The organism is Serratia sp. GW822-FHT06E05 (assembly GCF_058799445.1).
Window position 1 is genome coordinate 79600 of record NZ_JBXALM010000007.1, and the last position, 23024, is coordinate 102623.

General features: G+C 56.5%; 23 protein-coding genes and 1 riboswitch. Of the genes, 21 read left to right on the top strand and 2 right to left on the bottom strand.

Features of this window, described 5'->3' with window-relative positions; translation table 11 throughout:
* The first annotated feature begins 271 nt into the window (after nucleotides 1-271).
* The 13 genes from leuS (at nucleotide 272) to lipA (ending at nucleotide 13884) form a co-directional block, all read left to right on the top strand.
* A complete protein-coding gene (leuS, locus tag AC1RKC_RS16605) occupies nucleotides 272-2854 on the top strand; it encodes a leucine--tRNA ligase (protein ID WP_493092539.1) in 2583 nt (860 codons plus the stop codon).
* 14 nt (nucleotides 2855-2868) lie between these two features.
* Nucleotides 2869-3429 carry an LPS assembly lipoprotein LptE gene (gene lptE, locus AC1RKC_RS16610; protein WP_046374290.1) on the top strand — a complete coding sequence of 187 codons (561 nt, stop codon included), beginning with the start codon at nucleotides 2869-2871 and terminating at the stop codon, nucleotides 3427-3429.
* Nucleotides 3426-4460 carry a DNA polymerase III subunit delta gene (holA, locus tag AC1RKC_RS16615; RefSeq protein ID WP_130015901.1) on the top strand — a complete coding sequence of 345 codons (1035 nt, stop codon included), beginning with the start codon at nucleotides 3426-3428 and terminating at the stop codon, nucleotides 4458-4460. The genes lptE and holA overlap by 4 nt, the downstream gene beginning before the upstream one ends.
* The gene (gene nadD, locus AC1RKC_RS16620; protein WP_048759491.1) at nucleotides 4450-5112 is read left to right on the top strand and encodes a nicotinate-nucleotide adenylyltransferase; all 663 of its coding nucleotides are present in this window, start codon (nucleotides 4450-4452) and stop codon (nucleotides 5110-5112) included. The genes holA and nadD overlap by 11 nt, the downstream gene beginning before the upstream one ends.
* A 189-nt stretch (nucleotides 5113-5301) precedes the next feature.
* Nucleotides 5302-5619: a ribosome silencing factor gene (gene rsfS / locus AC1RKC_RS16625; protein WP_020825618.1), complete on the top strand. Its 318-nt coding sequence runs from the start codon at nucleotides 5302-5304 to the stop codon at nucleotides 5617-5619.
* A 3-nt stretch (nucleotides 5620-5622) separates the two neighbouring features.
* The gene (gene rlmH / locus AC1RKC_RS16630) at nucleotides 5623-6093 is read left to right on the top strand and encodes a 23S rRNA (pseudouridine(1915)-N(3))-methyltransferase RlmH (protein ID WP_004949595.1); all 471 of its coding nucleotides are present in this window, start codon (nucleotides 5623-5625) and stop codon (nucleotides 6091-6093) included.
* A gap of 38 nt (nucleotides 6094-6131) precedes the next feature.
* Nucleotides 6132-8027, top strand: a complete 1896-nt coding sequence (gene mrdA, locus AC1RKC_RS16635; RefSeq protein WP_115059646.1) for a peptidoglycan DD-transpeptidase MrdA — start codon at nucleotides 6132-6134, stop codon at nucleotides 8025-8027.
* 8 nt (nucleotides 8028-8035) lie between these two features.
* On the top strand, nucleotides 8036-9148 hold the full coding sequence (gene mrdB, locus AC1RKC_RS16640; protein WP_020825616.1) for a peptidoglycan glycosyltransferase MrdB: 1113 nt from the start codon (nucleotides 8036-8038) through the stop codon (nucleotides 9146-9148).
* Nucleotides 9149-9158: 10 nt separating this feature from the next.
* Entirely contained in the window at nucleotides 9159-10235 is a 1077-nt protein-coding gene (gene rlpA, locus AC1RKC_RS16645; RefSeq protein ID WP_187962438.1) for an endolytic peptidoglycan transglycosylase RlpA, read from the top strand.
* A 177-nt stretch (nucleotides 10236-10412) separates the two neighbouring features.
* Entirely contained in the window at nucleotides 10413-11624 is a 1212-nt protein-coding gene (gene dacA / locus AC1RKC_RS16650; RefSeq protein WP_020825614.1) for a D-alanyl-D-alanine carboxypeptidase DacA, read from the top strand.
* A gap of 111 nt (nucleotides 11625-11735) precedes the next feature.
* On the top strand, nucleotides 11736-11999 hold the full coding sequence (gene ybeD / locus AC1RKC_RS16655; RefSeq protein ID WP_020825613.1) for a DUF493 family protein YbeD: 264 nt from the start codon (nucleotides 11736-11738) through the stop codon (nucleotides 11997-11999).
* Between the two features lie 258 nt (nucleotides 12000-12257).
* The gene (lipB, locus tag AC1RKC_RS16660) at nucleotides 12258-12926 is read left to right on the top strand and encodes a lipoyl(octanoyl) transferase LipB (RefSeq protein ID WP_020825612.1); all 669 of its coding nucleotides are present in this window, start codon (nucleotides 12258-12260) and stop codon (nucleotides 12924-12926) included.
* Complete coding sequence (lipA, locus tag AC1RKC_RS16665) at nucleotides 12919-13884, top strand: lipoyl synthase (protein WP_020825611.1); 966 nt, start codon at nucleotides 12919-12921, stop codon at nucleotides 13882-13884. The genes lipB and lipA overlap by 8 nt, the downstream gene beginning before the upstream one ends.
* Nucleotides 13885-13979: 95 nt before the next feature.
* Here lipA and tatA read toward each other — a convergent pair whose 3' ends face one another.
* The gene (gene tatA / locus AC1RKC_RS16670; protein WP_020825610.1) at nucleotides 13980-14189 is read right to left on the bottom strand and encodes a Sec-independent protein translocase subunit TatA; all 210 of its coding nucleotides are present in this window, start codon (nucleotides 14187-14189) and stop codon (nucleotides 13980-13982) included.
* 249 nt (nucleotides 14190-14438) lie between these two features.
* On the opposite strand from tatA, the gene AC1RKC_RS16675 reads away from it, so the two are divergent.
* The 4 genes from AC1RKC_RS16675 (at nucleotide 14439) to AC1RKC_RS16690 (ending at nucleotide 18212) form a co-directional block, all read left to right on the top strand.
* Complete coding sequence (locus AC1RKC_RS16675; protein ID WP_409324740.1) at nucleotides 14439-15500, top strand: diguanylate cyclase; 1062 nt, start codon at nucleotides 14439-14441, stop codon at nucleotides 15498-15500.
* Between the two features lie 98 nt (nucleotides 15501-15598).
* Nucleotides 15599-15661, top strand: a riboswitch (Fluoride riboswitch).
* Nucleotides 15662-15737: 76 nt separating this feature from the next.
* Entirely contained in the window at nucleotides 15738-16121 is a 384-nt protein-coding gene (gene crcB / locus AC1RKC_RS16680) for a fluoride efflux transporter CrcB (protein ID WP_046374295.1), read from the top strand.
* 298 nt (nucleotides 16122-16419) lie between these two features.
* Nucleotides 16420-17016 (top strand): TetR/AcrR family transcriptional regulator, encoded by a 597-nt coding sequence (locus AC1RKC_RS16685; RefSeq protein WP_020825607.1) that lies wholly within the window; start codon nucleotides 16420-16422, stop codon nucleotides 17014-17016.
* 5 nt (nucleotides 17017-17021) lie between these two features.
* Entirely contained in the window at nucleotides 17022-18212 is a 1191-nt protein-coding gene (locus AC1RKC_RS16690; protein ID WP_046374296.1) for a multidrug effflux MFS transporter, read from the top strand.
* 67 nt (nucleotides 18213-18279) lie between these two features.
* Here AC1RKC_RS16690 and cspE read toward each other — a convergent pair whose 3' ends face one another.
* Nucleotides 18280-18489, bottom strand: a complete 210-nt coding sequence (gene cspE, locus AC1RKC_RS16695; protein WP_002210315.1) for a transcription antiterminator/RNA stability regulator CspE — start codon at nucleotides 18487-18489, stop codon at nucleotides 18280-18282.
* A 346-nt stretch (nucleotides 18490-18835) separates the two neighbouring features.
* On the opposite strand from cspE, the gene AC1RKC_RS16700 reads away from it, so the two are divergent.
* The 4 genes from AC1RKC_RS16700 (at nucleotide 18836) to AC1RKC_RS16715 (ending at nucleotide 23009) form a co-directional block, all read left to right on the top strand.
* Entirely contained in the window at nucleotides 18836-19999 is a 1164-nt protein-coding gene (locus AC1RKC_RS16700; protein WP_115059652.1) for a M20 peptidase aminoacylase family protein, read from the top strand.
* Nucleotides 20000-20183: 184 nt separating this feature from the next.
* A complete protein-coding gene (locus AC1RKC_RS16705) occupies nucleotides 20184-21509 on the top strand; it encodes an LLM class flavin-dependent oxidoreductase (protein ID WP_020825604.1) in 1326 nt (441 codons plus the stop codon).
* A 29-nt stretch (nucleotides 21510-21538) separates the two neighbouring features.
* Complete coding sequence (locus AC1RKC_RS16710) at nucleotides 21539-22471, top strand: ABC transporter substrate-binding protein (RefSeq protein ID WP_048759511.1); 933 nt, start codon at nucleotides 21539-21541, stop codon at nucleotides 22469-22471.
* A 10-nt stretch (nucleotides 22472-22481) separates the two neighbouring features.
* Nucleotides 22482-23009, top strand: a complete 528-nt coding sequence (locus tag AC1RKC_RS16715; RefSeq protein ID WP_046374299.1) for a GNAT family N-acetyltransferase — start codon at nucleotides 22482-22484, stop codon at nucleotides 23007-23009.
* Nucleotides 23010-23024: the final 15 nt, after the last annotated feature.

Sequence of the window (23024 nt, forward strand, 5' to 3'; positions counted from 1 at the left end):
TGTCATGGCCGGTATTTTTTAAATACGTCGAGTCGGGCGCTTGGTGTTGTTGCCGGGAGGTCTTATCAGCTATGCTATGCGGATCTATAAGTACTCAACAGAATGCTACAGAAATCCCCCCGATAGGTTTCGAGTCACGGCCAGGCGGCCAGTACGTGAAACCCAAGAGCTTACAAAGGTAAGTGACTGGGTTGAGTGTACGCAGCCAACAACGCTGTGGCTTGAAAGATGAAGGGGGAGCTGTTTTACACCTACAGGACCACCAGCCGCCATGCAAGAGCAATACCGTCCAGAAGACATAGAATCGAACGTACAGCTTCACTGGGAAGAGAAGCAAACTTTCAAAGTTACCGAAGATGCGAGCAAGGAAAAGTATTACTGCCTATCCATGCTGCCGTACCCATCAGGCCGTCTGCACATGGGGCACGTTCGTAACTACACTATCGGCGACGTGATCTCGCGCTACCAGCGCATGCTAGGTAAAAACGTGCTACAGCCTATTGGCTGGGATGCGTTCGGCCTGCCGGCGGAAGGCGCTGCGGTTAAAAACAACACCGCACCGGCTCCGTGGACCTACGACAATATCGAATACATGAAGAACCAGCTGAAACTGCTGGGCTTCGGCTATGACTGGGATCGCGAGATCGCCACCTGCGATCCGGACTACTACCGTTGGGAACAGTGGTTCTTCACCAAGCTGTACGAAAAAGGCCTGGTCTACAAGAAGACTTCCGCGGTGAACTGGTGCCCACACGATCTGACCGTGCTGGCCAACGAACAGGTGATCGACGGCTGCTGCTGGCGCTGCGACACCAAGGTTGAGCGTAAAGAGATCCCACAGTGGTTTATCAAAATCACCGACTACGCCGATCAGCTGCTCAACGATCTGGACACGCTGGAAAGCTGGCCAGAACAGGTGAAAACCATGCAGCGCAACTGGATTGGCCGTTCCGAAGGGGTGGATATCACCTTTGACGTAGCGGGCAGCGACGAAAAGCTGACGGTTTACACCACCCGTCCTGACACCTTTATGGGCGCGACCTACGTGGCCGTAGCCGCAGGTCACCCATTGGCGCAGCAAGGCGCGGTGAACAACCCGGCGCTGGCTGAATTTATCGAAGAGTGCCGCAACACCAAAGTGGCCGAAGCCGAAATGGCGACGATGGAGAAAAAGGGCATGCCGACCGGCCTGTTCGCCATCCATCCGCTGTCCGGCGAACAAGTGCCAATTTGGGTCGCCAACTTTGTGCTGATGGAATACGGTACCGGCGCGGTGATGGCGGTTCCGGCTCACGATCAGCGCGACTGGGAGTTTGCCACCAAATACGGCCTGCCAATCAAACCGGTCGTTCTGGCCCTCGACGGCAGCCAGCCGGATGTACAAGCCGAAGCGATGACCGAGAAAGGCACGCTGTTCAACTCCGGCGAGTTTGACGGTCTGGATCACCAAGACGGTTTCAACGCCATTGCCGAAAAACTGGTCGCCAAAGGCGTTGGTCAGCGCAAGGTTAACTACCGTCTGCGCGACTGGGGCGTTTCCCGCCAACGTTATTGGGGCGCACCAATCCCGATGGTCACGCTGGAAGACGGTACCGTGATGCCAACTCCAGAAGACCAGCTGCCGGTGATCCTGCCGGAAGACGTGGTGATGGACGGCATTACCAGCCCGATCAAAGCCGATCCCGAGTGGGCGAAAACCACCGTTAACGGCCAACCGGCGCTGCGCGAAACCGACACCTTCGACACCTTTATGGAGTCGTCCTGGTACTACGCGCGCTATACCTGCCCGCAGTACGACCAGGGGATGCTGGATCCAGCCGCTGCCAACTACTGGCTGCCGGTCGATCAGTATGTCGGCGGCATCGAACACGCCATCATGCACCTGATGTATTTCCGCTTCTTCCACAAGCTGCTGCGTGACGCTGGCCTGGTCGACTCCGACGAGCCGGCAAAACGCCTGCTGTGCCAGGGCATGGTGCTGGCAGACGCCTTCTATTACACCGGCAACAGCGGCGAACGCGTCTGGGTTTCCCCGGTCGACGCCAACGTTGAACGTGATGACAAAGGCCGCATTATCAAAGCCACCGATCCACAAGGTCGTGAACTGGTCTATGCTGGCATGAGCAAAATGTCGAAGTCGAAAAACAACGGCATCGACCCGCAGGTGATGGTTGAGAAATACGGCGCAGATACCGTCCGTCTGTTCATGATGTTTGCTTCACCGGCAGAAATGACGCTGGAATGGCAGGAATCCGGCGTAGAAGGGGCAAACCGCTTCCTGAAACGCGTGTGGAAACTGGCCTACGAACACCTGGAAAAAGGCGCCGTTCAGCCGCTGAACGTGGCAACGCTGAGCGAAGATCAGAAAGCGCTGCGCCGCGATCTGCACAAAACCATTGCCAAAGTGACCGACGATATCGGCCGTCGTCAGACCTTCAACACCGCGATTGCCGCCGTGATGGAACTGATGAACAAGCTGGCCCGAGCACCGCAAGAGAGCGAGCAAGATCGCGCCCTGCTGCAGGAAGCGCTGTTGGCAGTCGTTCGCATGCTGTATCCGTTCACTCCGCACGTGTGCTTCTCACTGTGGCAGGCGCTGGGCGGTGAAGGCGATGTGGATACCGCAGCCTGGCCGCAAGCCGACGAGCAGGCCATGGTCGAAGACTCCAAGCTGGTGGTGGTGCAGGTCAACGGTAAGGTTCGCGCTAAAATCACCGTGGCTGCCGATGCAACCGAAGAGCAGGTACGTGCGCGTGCCGCTGAGGAGCATCTGGTCGCTAAATATCTGGACGGGGTCACGGTTCGTAAAGTGATCTATGTTCCGGGCAAATTGCTTAACCTGGTTGTGGGTTAACACAAGGAGGCGTTGTGCGACATCGTATTCTGACGTTGTTGCTGGGGTTGGCGGTGCTGGTCACCGCCGGCTGCGGTTTTCACCTGCGTGGTACCACGCAGGTCCCTTCGGAAATGAAGACGCTGCTGCTGGACAGCTCGGACCCTTATGGTCCGCTGACCCGCGCGGTGCGTGAGCAGTTACGTCTCAGCGACGTGACCATCGTCAAGGATGCCAAGCGTAAGGATCTCCCTTCCCTGCGCATCATTGGCGCCACGGAGAGCCAGGATACCGCCTCTATCTTCCAGGACGGTAAAACCGCTGAGTACCAAATGGTACTGACCGTTCAGGCACAGGTGCTGATCCCGGGTCACGATCTGTATCCGCTAAACGTTAAAGTTTTCCGTTCGTTCTTCGATAACCCGTTGACCGCATTGGCAAAAGATTCCGAACAGGAAATTATTCGCCAGGAAATGCGCGAGCAGGCCGCCCAACAGCTGGTACGTAAGCTGCTGACGGTGCACGCTGCGGAAGAAGAAACCCAACAGAAAGCCGCTGCCGCCGGTGAAAAAGCGGCCAGTCGCGTAGATCAATGATTCGTATTTACCCTGAACAACTTGCCGCGCAGCTCCGAGAGGGGCTGCGCGCTTGTTATTTATTGACTGGCAACGAGCCGCTGCTGCTGCAGGAAAGCCAGGATCTTATCCGCCACGCGGCCCAAGAGCAGCAGTTCACCGAGCATTACAGCATTTCGCTCGACGCCCATACCGATTGGGATGCCATCTTCAGCATCTGTCAGGCCATGAGCCTGTTCGCCAGCCGTCAGACGCTGCTGCTGATCTTCCCTGAGAACGGGCCGACGGCACCGATCGGCGAACAGCTGATCAAACTGGCCGCACTGCTGCATGACGACATTTTGCTGATGCTGCGTGGGCCACGCCTGACCAAAGCGCAAGAAAACAGTGCCTGGTTCAAGGCGCTCAGCCCGCACGGCGCTTACGTCAGTTGCCAGACGCCGGAACAGGCGCAGCTCCCCCGCTGGGTCGCTCAACGAGCCAAAACCCTGAAGCTGGAACTGGACGACGCGGCAAACCAACTGCTGTGTTACTGCTACGAAGGCAACCTGCTGGCGCTGTCGCAGGCGCTGGAGCGGCTGTCGTTGCTGCATCCGGATGGCAAACTCACGCTGCCGCGCGTTGAACTGGCGGTAAATGATGCAGCCCACTTCACGCCATTCCACTGGCTGGACGCCCTGTTGGCCGGAAAAAGCAAACGCGCCTGGCATATCCTGCAGCAGATGCAGCAGGAAGATGTCGAGCCGGTGATCCTGCTGCGAACCCTGCAACGGGAACTGCTGCAGTTGCTCAACCTGCAACGCCGCATGGCGACAGTGCCTTTGCGTACGCTGTTCGACCAATACAAGGTTTGGCAAAACCGCCGTAACCTGGTAACTCAGGCATTGCAACGGCTGTCCGGCGCCCAGCTGCGGCAAGCGGTTCATCTGCTGGCGCAGATAGAAATCACCCTTAAGCAGGATTACGGCCAGTCGGTCTGGTCTGAATTGGAAACCCTGTCGATGCTGTTGTGCGGCAAACCTCTGGCCACGAGTTTTTCAGATGTCCACTAATCCGCAAGGCACTCCCGTCCTGCACGCCCTGTTTGGCGGCACCTTCGACCCTATCCATTACGGGCATCTGCGGCCGGTGGAAGCGCTGGCCGCAGAGGTTGGTCTGAACCGGGTCACGCTGCTGCCGAACCATGTTCCGCCGCACCGCCCTCAGCCCGAAGCGAACGCTCAGCAACGGTTGAAAATGGTGGAATTGGCCATTGCCGGTAACCCGCTGTTTGCTGTTGACGATCGTGAACTGCATCGCACCACCCCTTCCTATACCATCGAGACGCTGGAAGCCATTCGTAAAGAACGTGGCGCCGCCTTGCCTCTGGCGTTTATCATTGGCCAGGACTCGCTGTTGACGCTGCACAAATGGCACCGCTGGCAGTCGCTGCTGGATACCTGTCATCTGCTGGTGCTCGCTCGCCCTGGTTACAACGATCGCATGGATACGCCTGAGCTACAGCAGTGGCTGGAGCAACATCAGGTGAGCGATCCCGCCCAGCTCAGCCGGCATCCTCACGGATTTATTTATCTGGCCGATACGCCACAGCTGGAGATTTCGGCCACGGAAATTCGTCAGCGCCGCCATCAGGGACTCAACTGTGACGACCTGTTGCCGCGTTCAGTACAGCGCTATATCGAGTTACAGGGTTTATATCGCTAGCAACAGCCGCGTGATATACTGCGCCGCTATTTTTCAGGTATTCGCTGAAAACCCCGGAATCCTTAGCTGGCCGGGCAGTCACCAGCTGGCTTTCAGCGGCATCCTGCCGACTTATCATTGATTCAGGCCGCAAAACGGGCAAGTTGCCCGCCGCAGTCGAATGAACAGAACACACCCGAGGGGGAACCTTTGCAAGGTAAAGCGCTCCAAGATTTCGTCATCGATAAAATTGATGACCTGAAAGGCCAAGACATTATCGCTCTGGATGTACAAGACAAATCCAGCATCACCGATTGCATGATCATCTGCACCGGGACCTCTACCCGTCACGTGATGTCGATCGCCAACCACCTGGTGCAGGAAGCCCGCACCGCCGGTATGGAACTGTTCGGCATGAAAGGCCAGGAAGCCTCCGACTGGATCGTTGTCGACCTGGGTGACGTGATCGTTCACGTGATGCAGGAAGAGAGCCGTCAGTTGTACGAGCTGGAAAAACTCTGGAGCTAAGCGGTGAAACTGCAACTGGTAGCCGTCGGCACTAAAATGCCAGACTGGGTGCAGACCGGCTTTATGGATTATCTGCACCGCTTTCCGAAAGACATGCCGTTTGAGCTGACCGAAATCCCGGCGGGCAAGCGCGGCAAGAATGCCGATATCAAACGCATTCTGGAAAAGGAAGGCGAGCAGATGCTGGCTGCGGTAGGCAAAGGCAATCGCATTGTCACGCTGGATATTCCCGGTACGCCGTGGGAAACGCCGCAGTTGGCGCAACAACTCGAACGCTGGAAGCAGGACGGCCGCAACGTCAGCCTGCTGATTGGCGGCCCGGAAGGGCTGGCCCCGGCGTGTAAGGCCGCCGCCGAACAGAGTTGGTCGCTCTCACCGTTGACATTACCGCATCCTTTAGTGCGCGTGCTGGTGGCTGAAAGCCTCTATCGCGCCTGGAGCATTACAACAAATCATCCTTACCACCGGGAATAACCGGTGGTAATAGTGACAGAGTGAAATAAAGCAGCGGGATGAAAATAGAACGTAACCCTTTTCGCGACTATACGGCCGAATCCGCCCTGTTTGTACGCCGCGCCCTGGTGGCGTTCTTGGTCATCCTGGTGCTGACCGGCACCCTCATCGCCAATCTGTATAACCTGCAAATCGTCCGCTTTGAGGATTACCGCACCCGCTCCAACGAAAACCGCATCAAACTGGTGCCGATCGCGCCCAGCCGCGGCATTATTTACGATCGCAACGGCACTCCGCTGGCGCTCAACCGCACCATCTACCAACTGGAGTTGATGCCGGAAAAGGTCGATGACCTGAAAGCCACGCTACAGGCGCTGCGTTCAGTGGTCGATTTGACCGATGATGACATCACCAACTTCGAAAAAGAGCGCAAGCGCTCGCGCCGTTTCGTCTCTATCCCGGTGAAAACCGCCCTGAGTGAAGTGCAGGTGGCGCGTTTTGCGGTTAACCAGTTCCGCTTCCCCGGCGTAGAGGTCAAAGGCTACCAGCGTCGCTATTACCCTTATGGTTCCGCCCTGACCCATGTGATCGGCTACGTGTCGAAGATCAACGACCGTGACGTCGAACGCCTGGATAAAGACGGCAAGCTGGCCAACTACGCTGCGACGCATGACATCGGCAAGCTGGGCATCGAACGCTATTACGAAGAAACCCTGCATGGCAAAACCGGCTACGAAGAGGTTGAAGTCAACAACCGTGGCCGGGTGATCCGCCAATTGCATGAGCAACCGCCTTCCGCCGGCAAAGACGTCTATCTGACGCTGGATCTCAACCTGCAGCGCTATATCGAGCAGTTGCTGGTGGGCAGCCGTGCGGCAGTGGTGGTGAGCGATCCGCGCACCGGCGGCATTCTGGCTATGGTGTCCAACCCCAGCTATGACCCGAACCTGTTCGTCGACGGTATCTCCAGCAAGGATTATCAGGGGCTGCTCAACGATCCGAACCGGCCGCTGATCAACCGTGCCACGCAAGGGCTCTACCCACCTGCCTCCACGGTGAAGCCGTATATTTCCGTTTCGGCGCTCAGCGCCGGGGTGATTACCAAGAACACCGTCGTCTTCGATCCCGGCTGGTGGCAATTGCCCGGCTCGGAAAAACGCTTCCGCGACTGGAAAAAATGGGGCCACGGCCGCCTGAACGTCACCAAAGCGTTGGAAGAGTCCGCGGATACCTTCTTCTATCAGGTCGCTTACGACATGGGCATCGATCGCCTTTCAACCTGGCTGACCAAGTTCGGTTACGGCGAATATACCGGCATCGATCTGTCGGAAGAGCGTTCCGGCCTGATGCCGACTCGTGACTGGAAATTCAAGCGCTATAAAAAACCCTGGTATCAGGGGGACACCATTCCGGTAGGTATCGGCCAGGGTTATTGGACGGCGACGCCGATCCAGATGGCCAAGGCGCTGACCACCCTGATTAACGACGGCAACGTCAAAACGCCGCACCTGCTGCAGAGCACCCGTATCAATGGCGTGCTGGTGCCTTTCCAGCAGGAAGAGAGCACGCAGATCGGCGATATTCATTCCGGCTTCTGGGAAATTGCCAAAGACGGCATGTATGGCGTGGCCAACCGCCCAAATGGAACGGCACGCAAGTACTTTGCAGGTACGCCATACAAAGCCGCGGCGAAATCGGGGACCGCACAGGTATTCGGTTACGAAACCTATAACGCCCACAAACTCGCAGAGCACCTGCGTGACCACAAACTGATGACGGCCTTCGCTCCCTTCGATAATCCGACGGTTTCGGTCGCCATCATTCTGGAAAACGGCGGTGCCGGTCCAGCGGTCGGGACGATCACTCGTCAGATCCTCGACCATATCTTGCTGGGCGACAACAATACGCAATTACCGGACGCGGCTCCGCTGCCGCCTGGTGTAGAAGGTGATTAAGGTAGAACATGACTGAAAGCCAACAAAAAGCGTCGATCTGGACCAAAATCCATATCGACCCCACATTCCTGCTGTTAATTCTGGCCCTGCTGGTCTACAGCGCTTTCGTGATGTGGAGCGCCAGCGGCCAGGACATCGGCATGATGGAGCGCAAGATCGGCCAGATTGTCATGGGGTTGATCGTCATGGCCGTCATGGCGCAAATCCCGCCGCGGGTCTATGAAAGCTGGGCACCGTATCTGTATATTTTCTGCGTGATACTGCTGATTTTGGTGGATGCTTTCGGCCAGATCAGTAAAGGCGCCCAGCGCTGGCTGGATCTCGGCTTCGTGCGTTTCCAGCCGTCAGAGATCGCCAAAATCGCGGTACCGCTGATGGTAGCGCGCTTTATGAACCGCGACGTCTGCCCCCCTTCGCTGAAGAATACGGCGATTGCGCTGGTACTGATTTTCCTGCCTACGCTGCTGGTTGCCGCACAGCCGGATTTGGGTACCTCGATTCTGATCGCCGCCTCCGGCCTGTTCGTGCTATTCCTGTCCGGCATGAGCTGGAAGCTGATCGCCGTAGCCGCCGTGCTGCTGGCAGCCTTTATCCCGGTGCTGTGGTTCTTCCTGATGCACGGCTATCAGCGCGACCGCGTTATGATGCTGCTCGATCCGGAAACCGACCCCCTTGGCGCCGGCTACCACATTATTCAGTCGAAAATTGCCATCGGCTCAGGCGGTCTGTCCGGTAAAGGCTGGCTGCATGGCACTCAGTCACAGCTGGAATTTCTGCCGGAACGCCACACCGACTTTATCTTTGCGGTGCTGGCCGAGGAGCTGGGGCTGGTCGGAGTACTGGTGCTGCTGGCGCTATACCTGCTGGTGATCATCCGCGGTTTGATGATCGCCGCCAAGGCGCAAACCACCTTCGGCCGAGTGATGGTCGGCGGGCTGATGCTGATTTTGTTCGTTTATGTGTTTGTTAACATTGGTATGGTCAGTGGTATTTTACCGGTAGTTGGCGTACCTTTGCCTCTGGTCAGTTACGGGGGTTCGGCGCTGATTGTGCTTATGGCTGGGTTCGGCATTATCATGTCGATCCACACGCATCGGAAAATGATGTCTAAAAGTTTATAAGAGGTGAGTAATGCGTAAGGAATGGCTTTGGGTCGGCGTAGTCGCGGTATTGCTTTCCGCCTGTACCGCCCCGACCACGGAACAGCAAGCGCCGCCGCAGCAGCCGTATAACGGACCGGTGGTGGAAATCGGTGGCGTAGAGCCTCAATATGAACCCTATAACCCTAATAACCTGCAGGATTATAAGGTTAATGGCGACACTTACCGCATTGTAAAAGATCCTCAGAACTTCTCGCAGACCGGTCTGGCCAGTTCCTATGGCGAAGAAGCCAGGGGGAATACCACCGCGCTGGGGGAACAGTTTGATCCTAACGGCCTGACCGCCGCACACCCGACGCTGCCGATCCCAAGCTACGTACGCGTGACCAACCTGGCCAACGGTCGCCAACTGGTAGTGCGTGTTAACGATCGCGGGCCTTACACCAAAGGTCGCATCATTGATTTGTCGCGAGCCGTCGCCGATCGTCTGAACCTGTCCAACAACACCAAGGTCAAGGTTGATTTCATCAACGTTGCCCCGGATGGCACCCTCAGTGGCCCTGGCACCATCGGCACTACCGTCGCCAAACAAAGCTATGCCCTGCCCGCTCGCCCGGATCTGGGCTCCAGCAGCATGGGAACTCCCATCCAACAGGACGTCCCAGTAGCCAGCGGTGCCGCAGTACGCCCGATTGACAACAGCAGCCTGAACACCGGCGACGCGGCTCCGGCAAGCAGCGCCGGCAATAGCCGCAGCGGCTTCCTCGGCGCGCCAAGCGCCGTACCGGCCGGCGTGTTGGAAGGCTCAGAACCGGAACCCGCCGCCATTGCCGCACCGGTCGCCGCGACCGCCGCCGTTGCAGCAAGCAGTACCTCTTCAACAGGCGGCTATGTGGTGCAGGTCGGCGCGCTGAGCAGTGCCGAGCGCGCGCAAAGCTGGCAGCAAAGCCTGAGCCAAAAATTCGGCGTACCGGGTAAGGTTGCCGCCAACGGCAGCGTCTACCGCGTACAGCTCGGCCCGTTCAGCGACCGTCAGCAAGCAGCTCAGCTGCAGCAGCGTCTGGCCACTGAAGCGCAGCAACAATCTTTTGTCACTGCCGCACCCTAAACATAGACCGGCGGGCAATCGCGACCGATAAGCTGATTTTTAGCTGAAACATTTTCTTTCAGCAAAAGCTTGTAAAGCGTGATAAGTCAGAGGATTGACTAATGCCTGCCAGGATCTCATCTGTTATAGTGTGGCTCGTTTTTTAACTTTACCCTCATGGATGTTGTAGTCTCGATCATGAAACAAGTAACTTCTTTTCGCTTAATCAAGAGCATAGCGCTCGGCACCGTTATCGCGATGAGTGCAACCACCGTTGCGCATGCCGATGACGTTAATATCAAGACCATGATCCCAGGCGTGCCGCAGATCGATGCGGAATCCTACGTCCTGATTGATTACAATTCCGGTAAAGTTTTGGCGGAAATGAACGCCGATGCGCGCCGTGATCCTGCCAGCCTGACAAAAATGATGACCAGCTACGTCATCGGTCAAGCGCTGAAAGCAGGCAAAATCGGCCAGGAAGATCTGGTGACCGTAGGTCAAGACGCCTGGGCAACCGGCAACCCGGTATTCAAAGGCTCTTCCCTGATGTTCCTCAAGCCTGGCGACCGCGTACCGGTCTCCAAGCTGACCCGCGGCATCAACCTGCAGTCAGGTAACGACGCCTGTGTGGCCATGGCCGACTACGTGGCCGGCAGCCAGGACGCATTCGTTAACCTGATGAACACCTACGTCAGCAAGCTGGGCCTGCAGAACACCCACTTCCAAACGGTACACGGCCTGGACGCACAGGGTCAGTACAGCTCCGCACGCGATATGGCGTTGATCGGCCAGGCGCTGATCCGCGACGTGCCGGACGAATACGCGATTTATAAAGAAAAAGAGTTCACCTTCAACAATATCCGCCAGATGAACCGTAACGGTCTGCTGTGGGATACCAGCCTGAACGTGGACGGCATCAAAACCGGCCATACCGACGCCGCGGGCTATAACCTGGTGGCTTCTGCGACCGAAGGCCAGATGCGTCTGATCTCCGCAGTGCTGGGCGGTCGTACTTACAAGGGCCGCGAAACCGAGAGCAAGAAACTGCTGACCTGGGGCTTCCGCTTCTTCGAAACCGTTGCGCCACTGAAAGTAGGCAAAGAGTTTGCGTCTGAGCCAGTCTGGTTCGGCGATGCAGATCGCGTTGAGTTGGGCGTAGACAAAGACGTTTACCTGACCATCCCACGCGGCCGCATGAAAGATCTTAAAGCCAGCTACGTGCTGAACACCCCGGAAATTCATGCGCCACTGGCTAAAAACCAGGTTGTCGGCAGCATCAACTTCCAGCTGGACGGTAAAACCATCGACCAGCGTCCGCTGGTAGTGATGAACGAAGTGAAAGAAGGCGGTTTCTTCAGCCGTATCGTCGATTACATCAAACTGATGTTCCACCACTGGTTCGGTTAACAGTTGAAATGGGCAAAATTGCCCCCATATACTGATTAACATTAACTCCCGCTCCGGCGGGAGTTATAATTTATAGACTCGCTATATCGATAGCCGCACTCTGGAGCGCACATGAAAACTAAACTGAACGAACTGCTCGAATTCCCTTGCTCATTTACCTACAAGGTAATGGGCCTGGCACAACCCGAGCTGGTAGACCAGGTGGTTGAAGTGGTGCAGCGCCACGCTCCTGGGGACTATAACCCGCAGGTTAAACCTAGCAGCAAAGGCAATTACCACTCCGTGTCCATCACCATCAATGCCACCCATATTGACCAGGTGGAAACCTTATATGATGAGTTGGGCAACCTTGAAATTGTCCGCATGGTGCTGTAATTCCAGCACAATCCTCTGCTTTTCAACCCGGGCCAGAGCATCCTCTGCCCGGGTTGCGCATTTTGGGTCAGCTATCCCAAAATGATTGGAGCTGCATCAAGGCGGCAAGCGGCCGAATCCCGCTGAGCTTACTTAAGTAAGTGATTCGGGTGAGAAAGCGTGGCCAACACAGAGGCAGCTTCAAGCATGAAGGGTATAAATGCTGGTCGCGGGCCAGAGCGCCCGGTATAATGGCTTTACCACTTCTGTAACCTGACGATGACTCTTTTGCAACCAGACAAGATCATTTTGCGTCAGCTGGGGTTGCAGCCCTACGAGCCTGTATCCCAAGCCATGCACAACTTCACCGATCGCCGAACCGAAGCCACGCCCGATGAGCTGTGGTTGGTTCAGCATCAGCCCGTATTTACTCAGGGCCAGGCCGGTAAAGCGGAGCATCTGTTAATGCCGGGTGACATTCCGGTGATCCAGAGCGATCGCGGTGGCCAGGTAACCTACCACGGGCCGGGGCAACAGGTGATGTACGTGATGGTCGATCTGAAACGCAGCAAGGTTGGCGTTCGCCAACTGGTCACGGCTATCGAAGATACCGTTATTAATACCCTCGCCCACTTTCACATTGAATCGCGTGCCCGTCCGGATGCGCCCGGTGTTTACGTGGGGGAGCAAAAGATCTGTTCGTTGGGTTTGCGGATCCGCAAAGGCAGTTCATTCCACGGCCTGGCCCTGAATGTGGCCATGGATCTCACCCCTTTCCAGCGTATCAACCCTTGCGGTTACGCCGGCATGCAGATGGCGCAGGTCAGCGCGCTGGCGCCCGGCGTCGGCATAGAAGACGTACACCCCGTCCTGGTACAGGAATTTGTTCATTTACTCGGCTACCCGAAGGTCGAGCTTCGTAACTGGAACCTGCACGATTATGAGTAAACCAATTCAGATGGAACGCGGCGTCAAATACCGCGATGCAGACAAAATGGCGTTGATCCCGATTAAAACGGTGGTCACCGAACGGCAGGAGCTGTTGCGTAAACCCGAGTGGATGAAAATCAAACTCCCTGCCGACTCTACGCGCATTCAGGGCATTAAAGCCGCAATGCGTAAAAACGGTCTGCATTCGGTGTGCGAAGAAGCTTCCTGCCCGAACCTGTCTGAGTGTTTCAACCACGGCACCGCGACCTTTATGATCCTGGGCGCAATCTGTACTCGTCGCTGCCCGTTCTGCGACGTAGCGCACGGTCGTCCGGTAGCCCCGGATGCCAACGAGCCGGAGAAACTGGCTCAGACCATCGCCGATATGGGCCTGCGCTATGTGGTGATCACCTCGGTTGACCGCGACGACCTGCGTGACGGCGGTGCCCAGCACTTTGCCGACTGCATCGCTGCCATCCGCGCGAAAAACCCAACCATCAAGATTGAAACCCTGGTGCCTGACTTCCGCGGCCGTATGGATCGCGCACTGGAAATTCTGACCGAAACGCCGCCGGATGTGTTTAACCACAATCTGGAAAACGTGCCGCGTGTTTATCGCCAGGTGCGTCCGGGCGCTAACTACGAGTGGTCACTGAAGCTGCTGGAGCGGTTCAAGGAAGCGCATCCGCATATCCCAACCAAGTCTGGCCTGATGGTCGGCCTGGGGGAAACCAATGCGGAAATCGTTGAGGTCATGCGCGATCTGCGTCGCCATGGCGTCACCATGTTGACCTTAGGCCAGTATTTGCAGCCAAGCCGTCATCACCTGCCGGTGCAGCGTTACGTCAGCCCTGCCGAATTCGATGAAATGAAAGAAGAAGCGATGGCAATGGGCTTTACCCATGCAGCCTGCGGTCCGTTTGTTCGTTCCTCCTACCATGCCGATTTGCAGGCAAAAGGGATGGAAGTGAAGTAATCGCAGCAATGATTTGTTACGTTTCCCTCGGCGGAAACGGCAAAAAACGGATGTCCTCGCGGCATCCGTTTTTTATTGCCTGGCAGAAAGCGTGATTAAACGTCTTTCTTTTCGACGCTCTGCGGGTTGGCCTGGCTTTCTGCGGTGTTGGCTGGCGGTGGGGTGGTATCGTCGCCCACGGCCTTTTTAAAGCCCTTCAGCGCCGCACCTAAATCCGCGCCCAACGTGCGCAGTTTGCTGGTACCGAACAGCAAGATGATCAACACCGCAATCACCAGAAGTTTGGTAATACTGATCCCTTCCATACTCACCTTCTTATTCATATAGCGCTGCGAATGCAGCGAGAAAATTCATATAGCGCTGCGAATGCAGCGAGAAAACAAACCTTGCCTGCGGGTATTTACCTACTTTCTCTGGAGCAAGACAACAGCAACATGTAACAGAGTAAGATCCCCACCACGGCTCGATTTTATCCGCATTGGGCGTTAATCAGACTATTCTGAGTTTAGAAGCCGCGTGGTACGCTGTCACCCTGCTCATTATGGAGTTGCCGGATGTACAAGCCATCAGTCATAGATACCCGAAAATCCGGCCTTAGCTTTGCCAGACGCACCTATCTGCCGCGCATCGTCGGCCTGGGCATAGGTTCTCTGTGCGTATTTTCAGTTTTCTACACCCAAAACACCGCCCCATGGTTGTGGGTCCTGCTGATTTTGCACGGCTTTATCTGGCCACACCTCGCCTATCAATGGGCACGACGATCCTCCCAGCCGTTCAAGGCCGAAATCCGTAATCTGCTGATCGATTCGTTTTTCGGCGGCCTGTGGGTGGCGATGATGGCCTTCAACGCCTTGCCGTCGGTAGTAATCTTATCGATGATGGGAATGAACAACATAGCCGCTGCGGGTAAGCCGCTGTTCTTCAAAGGCCTGGGGGCACAGCTGGCCGGCGCTCTGACGATCGGCGCCCTGATGGGCTTTCCCTTTCAGCCGGAAAGTACGGCGTCGCAGGTCTACCTGTGCCTGCCAATGATCTACCTCTATCCGATACTGCTGGGGTTAGTCACCTACCGCACCGCCAAACGGCTGGCGGAAAAGAAACAGGAGCTGCTGCGCATCAGCATGCGTGACGGGCTTACCGGGTTGTACAACCGCCGCCACTGGGAGCATTTGCTGCATCATCAATTTGACAGCTGTCGCCGTTATCAGCACACCGCAACCCTGATCCTGATGGATATCGATCGCTTTAAAACCATCAACGACACCTTCGGCCATGCGTTGGGAGACGAAGCGCTGGCGGTGCTGGCGGAAGAACTGTTAATTGGTCTGCGCGCCGTAGATATTGTCGGACGCTACGGCGGCGACGAATTTGGCGCAGTGCTGCCCAACACCAGCGCCGAGCAGGCCAGCATTGCGTTATTGCGCATTCAGGAACGGCTCAATGAAGTCATTTTTCGCGAAGCCCCGCAACTGCGACTCAACATCAGCGCCGGCATTGCGGATTATCACGGCGAGATGAGCGGCTATCTGGACTGGCTGAAAGCCGCAGACAATGCGTTGTACCGCGCCAAGAACAACGGCCGCAATCGCCTGGAGCTGGCCGTACCCGGCCATTGACGCCCAGAGTGACGACTTCCGCTTTTTCTGTCACTTTTGCTACTACAAAACGGGCTGCGCTGGGTGTAACATCCCCTATGCACAGCCAAACAGCCGTGCCGAACAACGGAGATGACATTCCTCCATAACCGCCCTCACAGGCTGATGATGTCTACGTAACCTCTCAGAGGGGTGCGTAGCGTTACGCCTGAACCTTTCTGAGTTTTATTTCCCCTTGAATGAAAGGTAGTTTCGACCATGTTGAGTTCTTTACTGGCAGTTTTTATTGGCGGCGGTCTCGGCAGCGTGCTGCGCTGGGCCATTAGCATGAAGATGAACCCGCTAAACGCACACATCCCGCTGGGTACGCTGGCGGTGAACCTGCTGGGCGGTTTTATCATCGGCCTGGCTATGGCAATATTCACCCGGATGACACACCTGGATCCGACCTGGAAACTGCTGATCACCACCGGTTTTTGCGGCGGCCTGACCACCTTTTCCACCTTTTCTCTGGAAGTGGTGTATTTGCTGCAGGATGGTCGTTTCGCCTGGGCGTTGGGCAATATGCTGCTCAACCTGGCGGGATCGCTGGCGATGACCCTGTTGGCGTTTATGCTGGTCATCTGGATCAACGGGCAATAAGTGATTTCGTTGCCTTAATGTTTCCTTAATCTCCCGTGCGCATAATCTCATCCAGTCACCCCAACTGGATGAGAACTCAGATGCCAAGCCTGCCAAGAACCGTCACTGAAGTTGCCGCAACCCTGCTGTGCCTGCTGGTTGTTGTCGCCTTTATCAAGGTATATCTGTTCGCCTAAACCACAGCGCTTCCCCACCTTTACCCTTGCCCTATTGCCTATTGCCGTTGTTGCATTACAATTGAGAATGAACGTTCACACCCAGAAGATGAACAACACATTTCTTGGCAAAGGATCGGGACATGATATCCACCAGCGACAGCAAGCAGGCTAAAGTACAGGCCCGCCGCGATCAGATTGTCGACGCCGCAAAACTCTGCTTTCGCCAGCACGGTTTCCACGCCGCCAGTATGGCGGAAATCGCGCATGCCTCGCAGCTGAGCGTTGGCCAGATCTACCGCTATTTCGACAATAAAGACGCCATCATCGAAGAGATCGTCAACCGCATCATCGCCAGTAAAATGCGCCGCCTGGAAGATCTCGGCGACCATATCAACCTGATCGCCGGCACTCTGGCGGCACGCAGCCTGTTTCAGCAGCCGGGCGAAACTGAAACCGATCACATGCTGATGCTGGAAGTGACCGCTGAAGCCACCCGTAACCCGACGGTGGCGAAAATGCTCAGCGATGCGGAAACGCGCTTGTTTCATCATGTTTGCCAAAGCCTGCGTCGGCTCTACCCGTATTTCAGCGAGCAGGAAATTGCCGCCAGGGTGGAATTTATTGCCGTATTAAGCGAAGGCACCGGCTATCGCATACTCACCACACAAAAAGCCGACGTCAGCTTGCTGAACGGCTTATACCAACAAGCTATCTCTCACCTGTTCAGGAAACCTTAATCCTTATGACCAGACCATTAGCCAGACAACGTCTGGTGTACGCGCTCGTGCTTGGCCTGCTCGCCTCACTGGGGCCGCTGTGCATCGATCTCTACCTGCCCGCTCTGCCGGAGATGGCCGGAGAGCTGAATACCTCTACCGCCACGGCACAGCTCAGCCTGACCGCCGGCCTGCTGGGGTTAGGCGTCGGCCAGCTGATTTTCGGCCCTTACAGCGACAAGCTCGGCCGTATGCGTCCGCTGCTGGTGTCGTTAGCGCTGCTGCTGTTCGCGTCACTGTGGTGCGCGTTGGCGCCGAATATCGACCAGTTGTTGATTGCCCGCCTGTTGCAAGGGCTGGCCGGTGCCGGTGGTGCCGTCATTTCGCGCGCTATAGCCCGCGATCTCTATTCCGGGCATGAACTGACACGGTTCTTCGCCCTGCTGATGTTGGTTAACGGCCTGGCGCCGATCGTTGCGCCAGTGCTGGGGGGAGCCATGTTGCAGTTCATGGACTGGCGAGGAATTTTCGGCGTACTGGCAGGTATCGCAGTGCTGCTGTTTACGCTAGCCAGTCTGAAGCTCAGCGAGTCACTGCCCGCGGAACGTCGCAGCCAGGGCGGGATTTTGGCGATGTTGCAGTCGCTGGGCGGCTTGCTGACCCAACGCCAATTTATGGGCCTGTGTCTGACGCAAGGTTTCGTCATGGCCGGGATGTTCGCCTACATCGGCGCCTCTCCTTTCGTGCTGCAACAGATTTACGGCCTCAGCCCGCAGATGTTCAGCCTGTGCTTCGCCATCAACGGCGTCGGGCTGATTATTTCGGCGCAAATCTCCAGTCGCCTGAGCATACATTGGGGAGAAAGAAAGGTGTTGAAAGGCGGCTTAACGCTGGCTGCGGTTTCCTCGCTGCTGCTGTTGCTGGCTGCCAGCCTGCACGCCCCGCTGGTGCTATTGCTGGTGCCGCTGTTCTTCTCGGTAGCGGTGATCGGCATCGTGGGCCCTACGGCGTCATCTTTGGCGATGCAAAGCCAAGGGGACAAAGCCGGCAGCGCCTCCGCATTGATTGGCGTGAGCATGTTTGCTCTGGGTGCCTGCAGCGTGCCGCTTACCGGCCTGGGCGGTACCTCCAGCGTGTCGATGGCGCTAACCATCGTCGGCTGTTATGCCATCGCCATCGTGCTGTTTAAGCTGCTGGTACGTAAACCGCAGGCGTAAATCGTCGTAAAAAGGCAATAAAAAACCCGCTCTGAGAGCGGGTTTTAAGAATTTCGGCTACTGTAGCTTAGATAGCGATAACGTTAGCAGCAGATGGCCCTTTGGCACCGTTCGTGATTTCAAATTCTACACGCTGGCCTTCAGCAAGAGTTTTGAAACCATTGCTAGCGATGGCAGAGAAGTGAACGAAAACGTCCTTGCTACCATCTTCCGGAGTAATGAAGCCGAAGCCTTTGGATTCATTAAACCACTTAACGCTACCTTTAATCTTAGACATCAAACTTACCTTTAACGTGAATGTAAGACACAAAACGTGTGTCCAGTACAGTACAGCAATTAGACGGGATTTTGTCCACAACCTGGATCACATAAAAACGATAAAAAGTGAAAAAATCCGTCTCCGACGCTGTAAACCGCCTCCCCCCTTGGCCATTGCCGCCACGGGCAGTCCAATCCTCTCTAAACCCCAGCGAACAGCGGTCGAACGCCTGTTTGATGGGACGTCAACGCGTATTGACGGCGTGATGCAGACACAATCGCTATGAAATATAACCATATAGTCTTTTTGCTTCCGGCCGCGCTGCACTAGGGTTAAAACTTGTTAACCACTGTGAGCCAAGACTATGACCAGCCAACTGGCCGAAAAAATCATCGCCTATCGCCGTGAACTGCATCAGAACCCTGAGCTGTCCAACCATGAGTTTGCCACGACCGCCCGCCTCACCCGTTGGCTGGAAGAGGCCGGTATCCGTATTTTGCCGCTCGGGCTGAAGACTGGCGTAGTGGCCGAAATCGGCAGTGGCAAGGGGCCGATCATTGCGCTGCGTGGCGATATTGACGCCTTGCCGATCGAAGAAATTTCCGGCGTGCCGTTCAGCTCGCAAAACAGCGGCGTGATGCACGCCTGCGGACATGATTTTCACACGTCGGTCATGCTCGGCGCCGCGCACTTGTTGAAAGCGCGTGAGGCGACTCTGCCCGGTACGGTGCGTATTTTCTTCCAGCCAGCAGAAGAAACCTTCAACGGTGCCCAACACCTGATCGACGCCGGTGCGCTGGATAACGTGGCGGCAGTGTTCGGTTTGCACAATGCCCCCGAATTGCCGACCGGCACCTTTGCCACCCGAGCAGGCCCGTTTTACGCCAACGTCGATCGTTTCCAAATTCTGATCACCGGCAAGGGCGCGCACGCTGCCAAGCCGGAGCAAGGGGTCGACACCATCGTCACCGCCAGCCAGATCGTTACCGCATTGCAAACCCTGCCCAGCCGCAGCTTCAGTTCGCTGGAATCCCTGGTGGTGAGCGTCACGCGTATCGAGGGCGGCAATACCTGGAACGTTCTGCCGCAGACCGTAGAGCTGGAGGGCACGGTGCGCACCCACAGTGATGCGGTTCGCCGTCAGGTACCGGATAAAATCCGCCAGGTGATTAACGGCGTGGCCGCCTCGCTTGGCGCAGAAGCAGAATTGCGCTGGCAGGCTGGGCCACCGGCGGTCATCAACGACCCACGCTGGGCAGCGTTCAGCAAAACAGTCGCCGCCGAAGCGGGTTACCGGGTGGAAGAAGCCGAGTTACAAATGGGCGGCGAAGACTTCGCGCTTTATCTGCATCATGTCCCGGGCGTGTTCGTCAGCATCGGTTCGGCAAGCGAGTTCGGCCTGCACCATCCGCGTTTCAATCCGGATGAACAGGCGATTTTCCCCGCTTCGCAATATTTCGAACTGTTGGCGGAGCGCACGCTGCAACAATTAACCACGGTGCCGGAAAAAGCCACCAGCAACGTGTAAACCTGTCTGATTATTATTTCGCGGCGTAGAGTATTCTGCGCTGCGATTTATTATTTCCCTCACCGTTATATTTGCTATTTTCAACATTTGAATATGCTGTTTTGTTGTTTTACATCCTGATGACGCTAATCAATAGTGGAGCTCTAAAGAGAGCGCCACACCGGCATTTAACAGGGTGAAAGCAATGAGCAACAGTGCGAATAATCAACGGCAATTGCGTCTCGGCGCCATTTTGCATGGCGCGTCGGGAAATATGTCTGCCTGGCGGCATCCGGATGCCACCGCCGACGCCAGTATTAATCTCGATTTTAATATTGCCACGGCAAAAAAAGCCGAACAGGGTAAATTGGATTTCGTGTTTGTTGCCGACGGCTTATATATCAATGAGAAGTCCATCCCGCACTTTCTCAATCGTTTTGAACCGCTAACCCTGCTTGCCGCCCTGTCCGCAGCGACCGACAAAATCGGCCTGGTGGGCACATTATCCACCTCCTACAGCGATCCCTTTACCGTGGCTCGCCAGTTCGCCAGCCTCGATCATCTGAGCAAAGGCCGGGCGGGCTGGAACGTTGTCACCTCGCCGTTAGAAGGTTCCGCGAAAAATTTCTCGCGCGCCGAACATCCGGAACACAGCCTGCGTTACCGCATTGCCAGCGAATACCTCGACGTAACCAAAGGGCTGTGGGACTCGTGGGAAGCCGACGCCTTCGTGCGCAACAAGCAGAGCGGCGAATTTTTCAGCGCCGGAAAACTGCATACCCTAAACCATCAGGGAGAGTTCTTCTCTGTTCAGGGGCCACTGAATATTGGCCGTACGCCGCAGGGCCGTCCGATCCTGTTCCAGGCGGGCGCTTCGGAAGACGGCAAGCAATTGGCGGCCAAACACGCCGATGCCATCTTCACTCATCATGAATCGCAACAACAGGCACAAGCATTTTATCAGGACGTCAAAAAACAGTTGGTGGAACAAGGGCGCGAACCGGATGACCTGCGGATCTTCCAGGGCGTCAGCGTGATCGTCGGTGACGATAATGAAGACGTGGAGCGTCAGTATTGGGAAACCGCGCGCCTGGTCAGCATCGAAAATGCGCTCAATTATCTGGGCCGCTACTTTGAGCACTATGACTTTTCGCGTCACCCGCTGGATGAACCCTTCCCAGACATTGGCGACCTGGGGCAAAACAGCTTTCGCAGCACCACCGACGCCATCAAACGCAACGCCCGTGAGCGCAATCTGACGCTGCGTGAAGTGGCGCTGGAGGCGGCCTCACCACGTCCGGTATTCGGCGGTACGCCGGAAGCGGTGGCCGACGGCCTGCAAAACTGGTTCGATACCCAGGCCGCCGACGGTTTCATCATCAGCGGCGGTACGCCAAATTCTTTCAGCCACTTTGTCGACCGCGTAGTGCCCATTTTGCAACAACGCGGCCTGTTCCGCAGCGATTACAACGGCGACACGCTGCGCGATCACCTTGGCTTGAAGCAGCCACTGAACCAATTTACCCAATAACAATAATATTATTTTCAGGGATAGCTGCTATGCGAAACACCTTTACCGTCACCGCCGTTGCCGCACTCCTGGCTTCGTTAAGCCTGGCCGGCACGGCGCTGGCAGCCGGCACCGGCATCGATTTAAAAGCCAATGAAACCCGCATTCATGTGGCTAAAAACCCGCAGGCGATCGCCAAACTGCCGCAAGGTTTCCATTTCGTGCAACCGGGCAAGTTCACCGTGGCGATTGCCGCGCTCAATACCCCGCCGCTGGCGCTGTTCGCCTCGGACAATAAAACGTTGATTGGCAGCGAATCCGACATCGCACAGTTGGTCGCCGACAGTCTGGGCCTGGAACTGAACGTGGTGCAAACCTCGTGGGAAGACTGGCCGCTGGGCGTCGCCTCTGGCAAATACGACGCCGCCATCACCAACGTCACCGTGACCAAAGAGCGTAAGACACGCTTTGATTTCGCCACCTATCGCATCGATTCCCTCGGCTTCTACGTGAAATCGGGCGGCAAGATCACTTCGATTAAAGAGGCCAAAGACATCGCCGGGTTGAAGATCATCGTCGGCTCAGGCACTAACCAGGAAGCCATCCTGCTGGACTGGGACAAACAGAACCAACAACAAGGGCTGAAACCGCTGCAGCCTGTCTACGTCACCGATGATGCAGCCGCCACACTGGCTCTCCAGTCCGGCCGCGCCGACGCTTATTTCGGTCCCAATGTGATGGGGGCCTACAAGGCTGCGCTCAATGGCCGTACCAAACTGGCGGGCACGGTAGACGGCGGCTGGCCAAAAGTGGCGCACATTGCCGTCACCACCAAAAAAGGCAATGGCCTGGTGTACGCAGTGAACGAAGCGCTGAACGGGGTGATCCAGGGGGGGCAATACGATCAGGTATTGAATCGTTGGGGTGAGAGCGTCGAACGTATTCCGCACTCGGAGATCAACCCACAGGGCTTGGGCGATTAGGAGCATACAGATGGCAAATGACGTTTTTATCCAAACGCTGCCGGACGATCCGCTGATCGAACCGGTGATCGCAGGGTTGTTCGACGAGTACCGCCGACGCTACGGCAACTATTTTGGTGACCAGGAGCAGGAAACGCTGGATCTGTACGCCCCACCACAGGGTGCCTTTATCGTGCTGCTGCGGGCCGGAGAGCCCATCGCCATGGGGGCTTTCAAACGCTACGATCCGCAAACTGCCGAGCTCAAGCGTATCTGGACCCGAACAGACCTGCGCCGACAGGGGCTGGCGCAGCGGGTATTGCAACAGTTGGAAACGCTGGCGCTGGAACAGGGTTATCGTCAGCTCTATCTGACCACCGGCTTTCGCCAGCCGGAGGCCGTGGGCCTGTATTTGAGCAACGGCTATCAGCCACAGTTCGATCCCAGCGTCGACAGTGAGGTCTACAGCCGCCCGCCCTACGACGGCCGACTGCCGTTTCGCAAAAGCCTGACAACAGCGGACGCACTCTGTTGCGCGCCGGAAAGGAAGATTGCCTAGGGGGCAGCCCCCTTC

Bases quoted from the DNA above. Each gene is read 5' to 3' on its own strand.
- crcB (WP_046374295.1), top strand. From the start codon at position 15,738: ATGTTGAGTTCTTTACTGGCAGTTTTTATTGGCGGCGGTCTCGGCAGC.
- AC1RKC_RS16700 (WP_115059652.1), top strand. From the start codon at position 18,836: ATGACCAGCCAACTGGCCGAAAAAATCATCGCCTATCGCCGTGAACTG.
- dacA (WP_020825614.1), top strand. From the start codon at position 10,413: ATGAAACAAGTAACTTCTTTTCGCTTAATCAAGAGCATAGCGCTCGGC.
- mrdB (WP_020825616.1), top strand. From the start codon at position 8,036: ATGACTGAAAGCCAACAAAAAGCGTCGATCTGGACCAAAATCCATATC.
- AC1RKC_RS16710 (WP_048759511.1), top strand. From the start codon at position 21,539: ATGCGAAACACCTTTACCGTCACCGCCGTTGCCGCACTCCTGGCTTCG.
- tatA (WP_020825610.1), bottom strand. From the start codon at position 14,189: ATGGAAGGGATCAGTATTACCAAACTTCTGGTGATTGCGGTGTTGATC.
- AC1RKC_RS16685 (WP_020825607.1), top strand. From the start codon at position 16,420: ATGATATCCACCAGCGACAGCAAGCAGGCTAAAGTACAGGCCCGCCGC.
- AC1RKC_RS16690 (WP_046374296.1), top strand. From the start codon at position 17,022: ATGACCAGACCATTAGCCAGACAACGTCTGGTGTACGCGCTCGTGCTT.
- AC1RKC_RS16715 (WP_046374299.1), top strand. From the start codon at position 22,482: ATGGCAAATGACGTTTTTATCCAAACGCTGCCGGACGATCCGCTGATC.
- nadD (WP_048759491.1), top strand. From the start codon at position 4,450: ATGTCCACTAATCCGCAAGGCACTCCCGTCCTGCACGCCCTGTTTGGC.
- rlpA (WP_187962438.1), top strand. From the start codon at position 9,159: ATGCGTAAGGAATGGCTTTGGGTCGGCGTAGTCGCGGTATTGCTTTCC.
- AC1RKC_RS16705 (WP_020825604.1), top strand. From the start codon at position 20,184: ATGAGCAACAGTGCGAATAATCAACGGCAATTGCGTCTCGGCGCCATT.
- holA (WP_130015901.1), top strand. From the start codon at position 3,426: ATGATTCGTATTTACCCTGAACAACTTGCCGCGCAGCTCCGAGAGGGG.
- AC1RKC_RS16675 (WP_409324740.1), top strand. From the start codon at position 14,439: ATGTACAAGCCATCAGTCATAGATACCCGAAAATCCGGCCTTAGCTTT.
- mrdA (WP_115059646.1), top strand. From the start codon at position 6,132: ATGAAAATAGAACGTAACCCTTTTCGCGACTATACGGCCGAATCCGCC.
- cspE (WP_002210315.1), bottom strand. From the start codon at position 18,489: ATGTCTAAGATTAAAGGTAGCGTTAAGTGGTTTAATGAATCCAAAGGC.
- lipB (WP_020825612.1), top strand. From the start codon at position 12,258: ATGACTCTTTTGCAACCAGACAAGATCATTTTGCGTCAGCTGGGGTTG.
- ybeD (WP_020825613.1), top strand. From the start codon at position 11,736: ATGAAAACTAAACTGAACGAACTGCTCGAATTCCCTTGCTCATTTACC.
- leuS (WP_493092539.1), top strand. From the start codon at position 272: ATGCAAGAGCAATACCGTCCAGAAGACATAGAATCGAACGTACAGCTT.
- lipA (WP_020825611.1), top strand. From the start codon at position 12,919: ATGAGTAAACCAATTCAGATGGAACGCGGCGTCAAATACCGCGATGCA.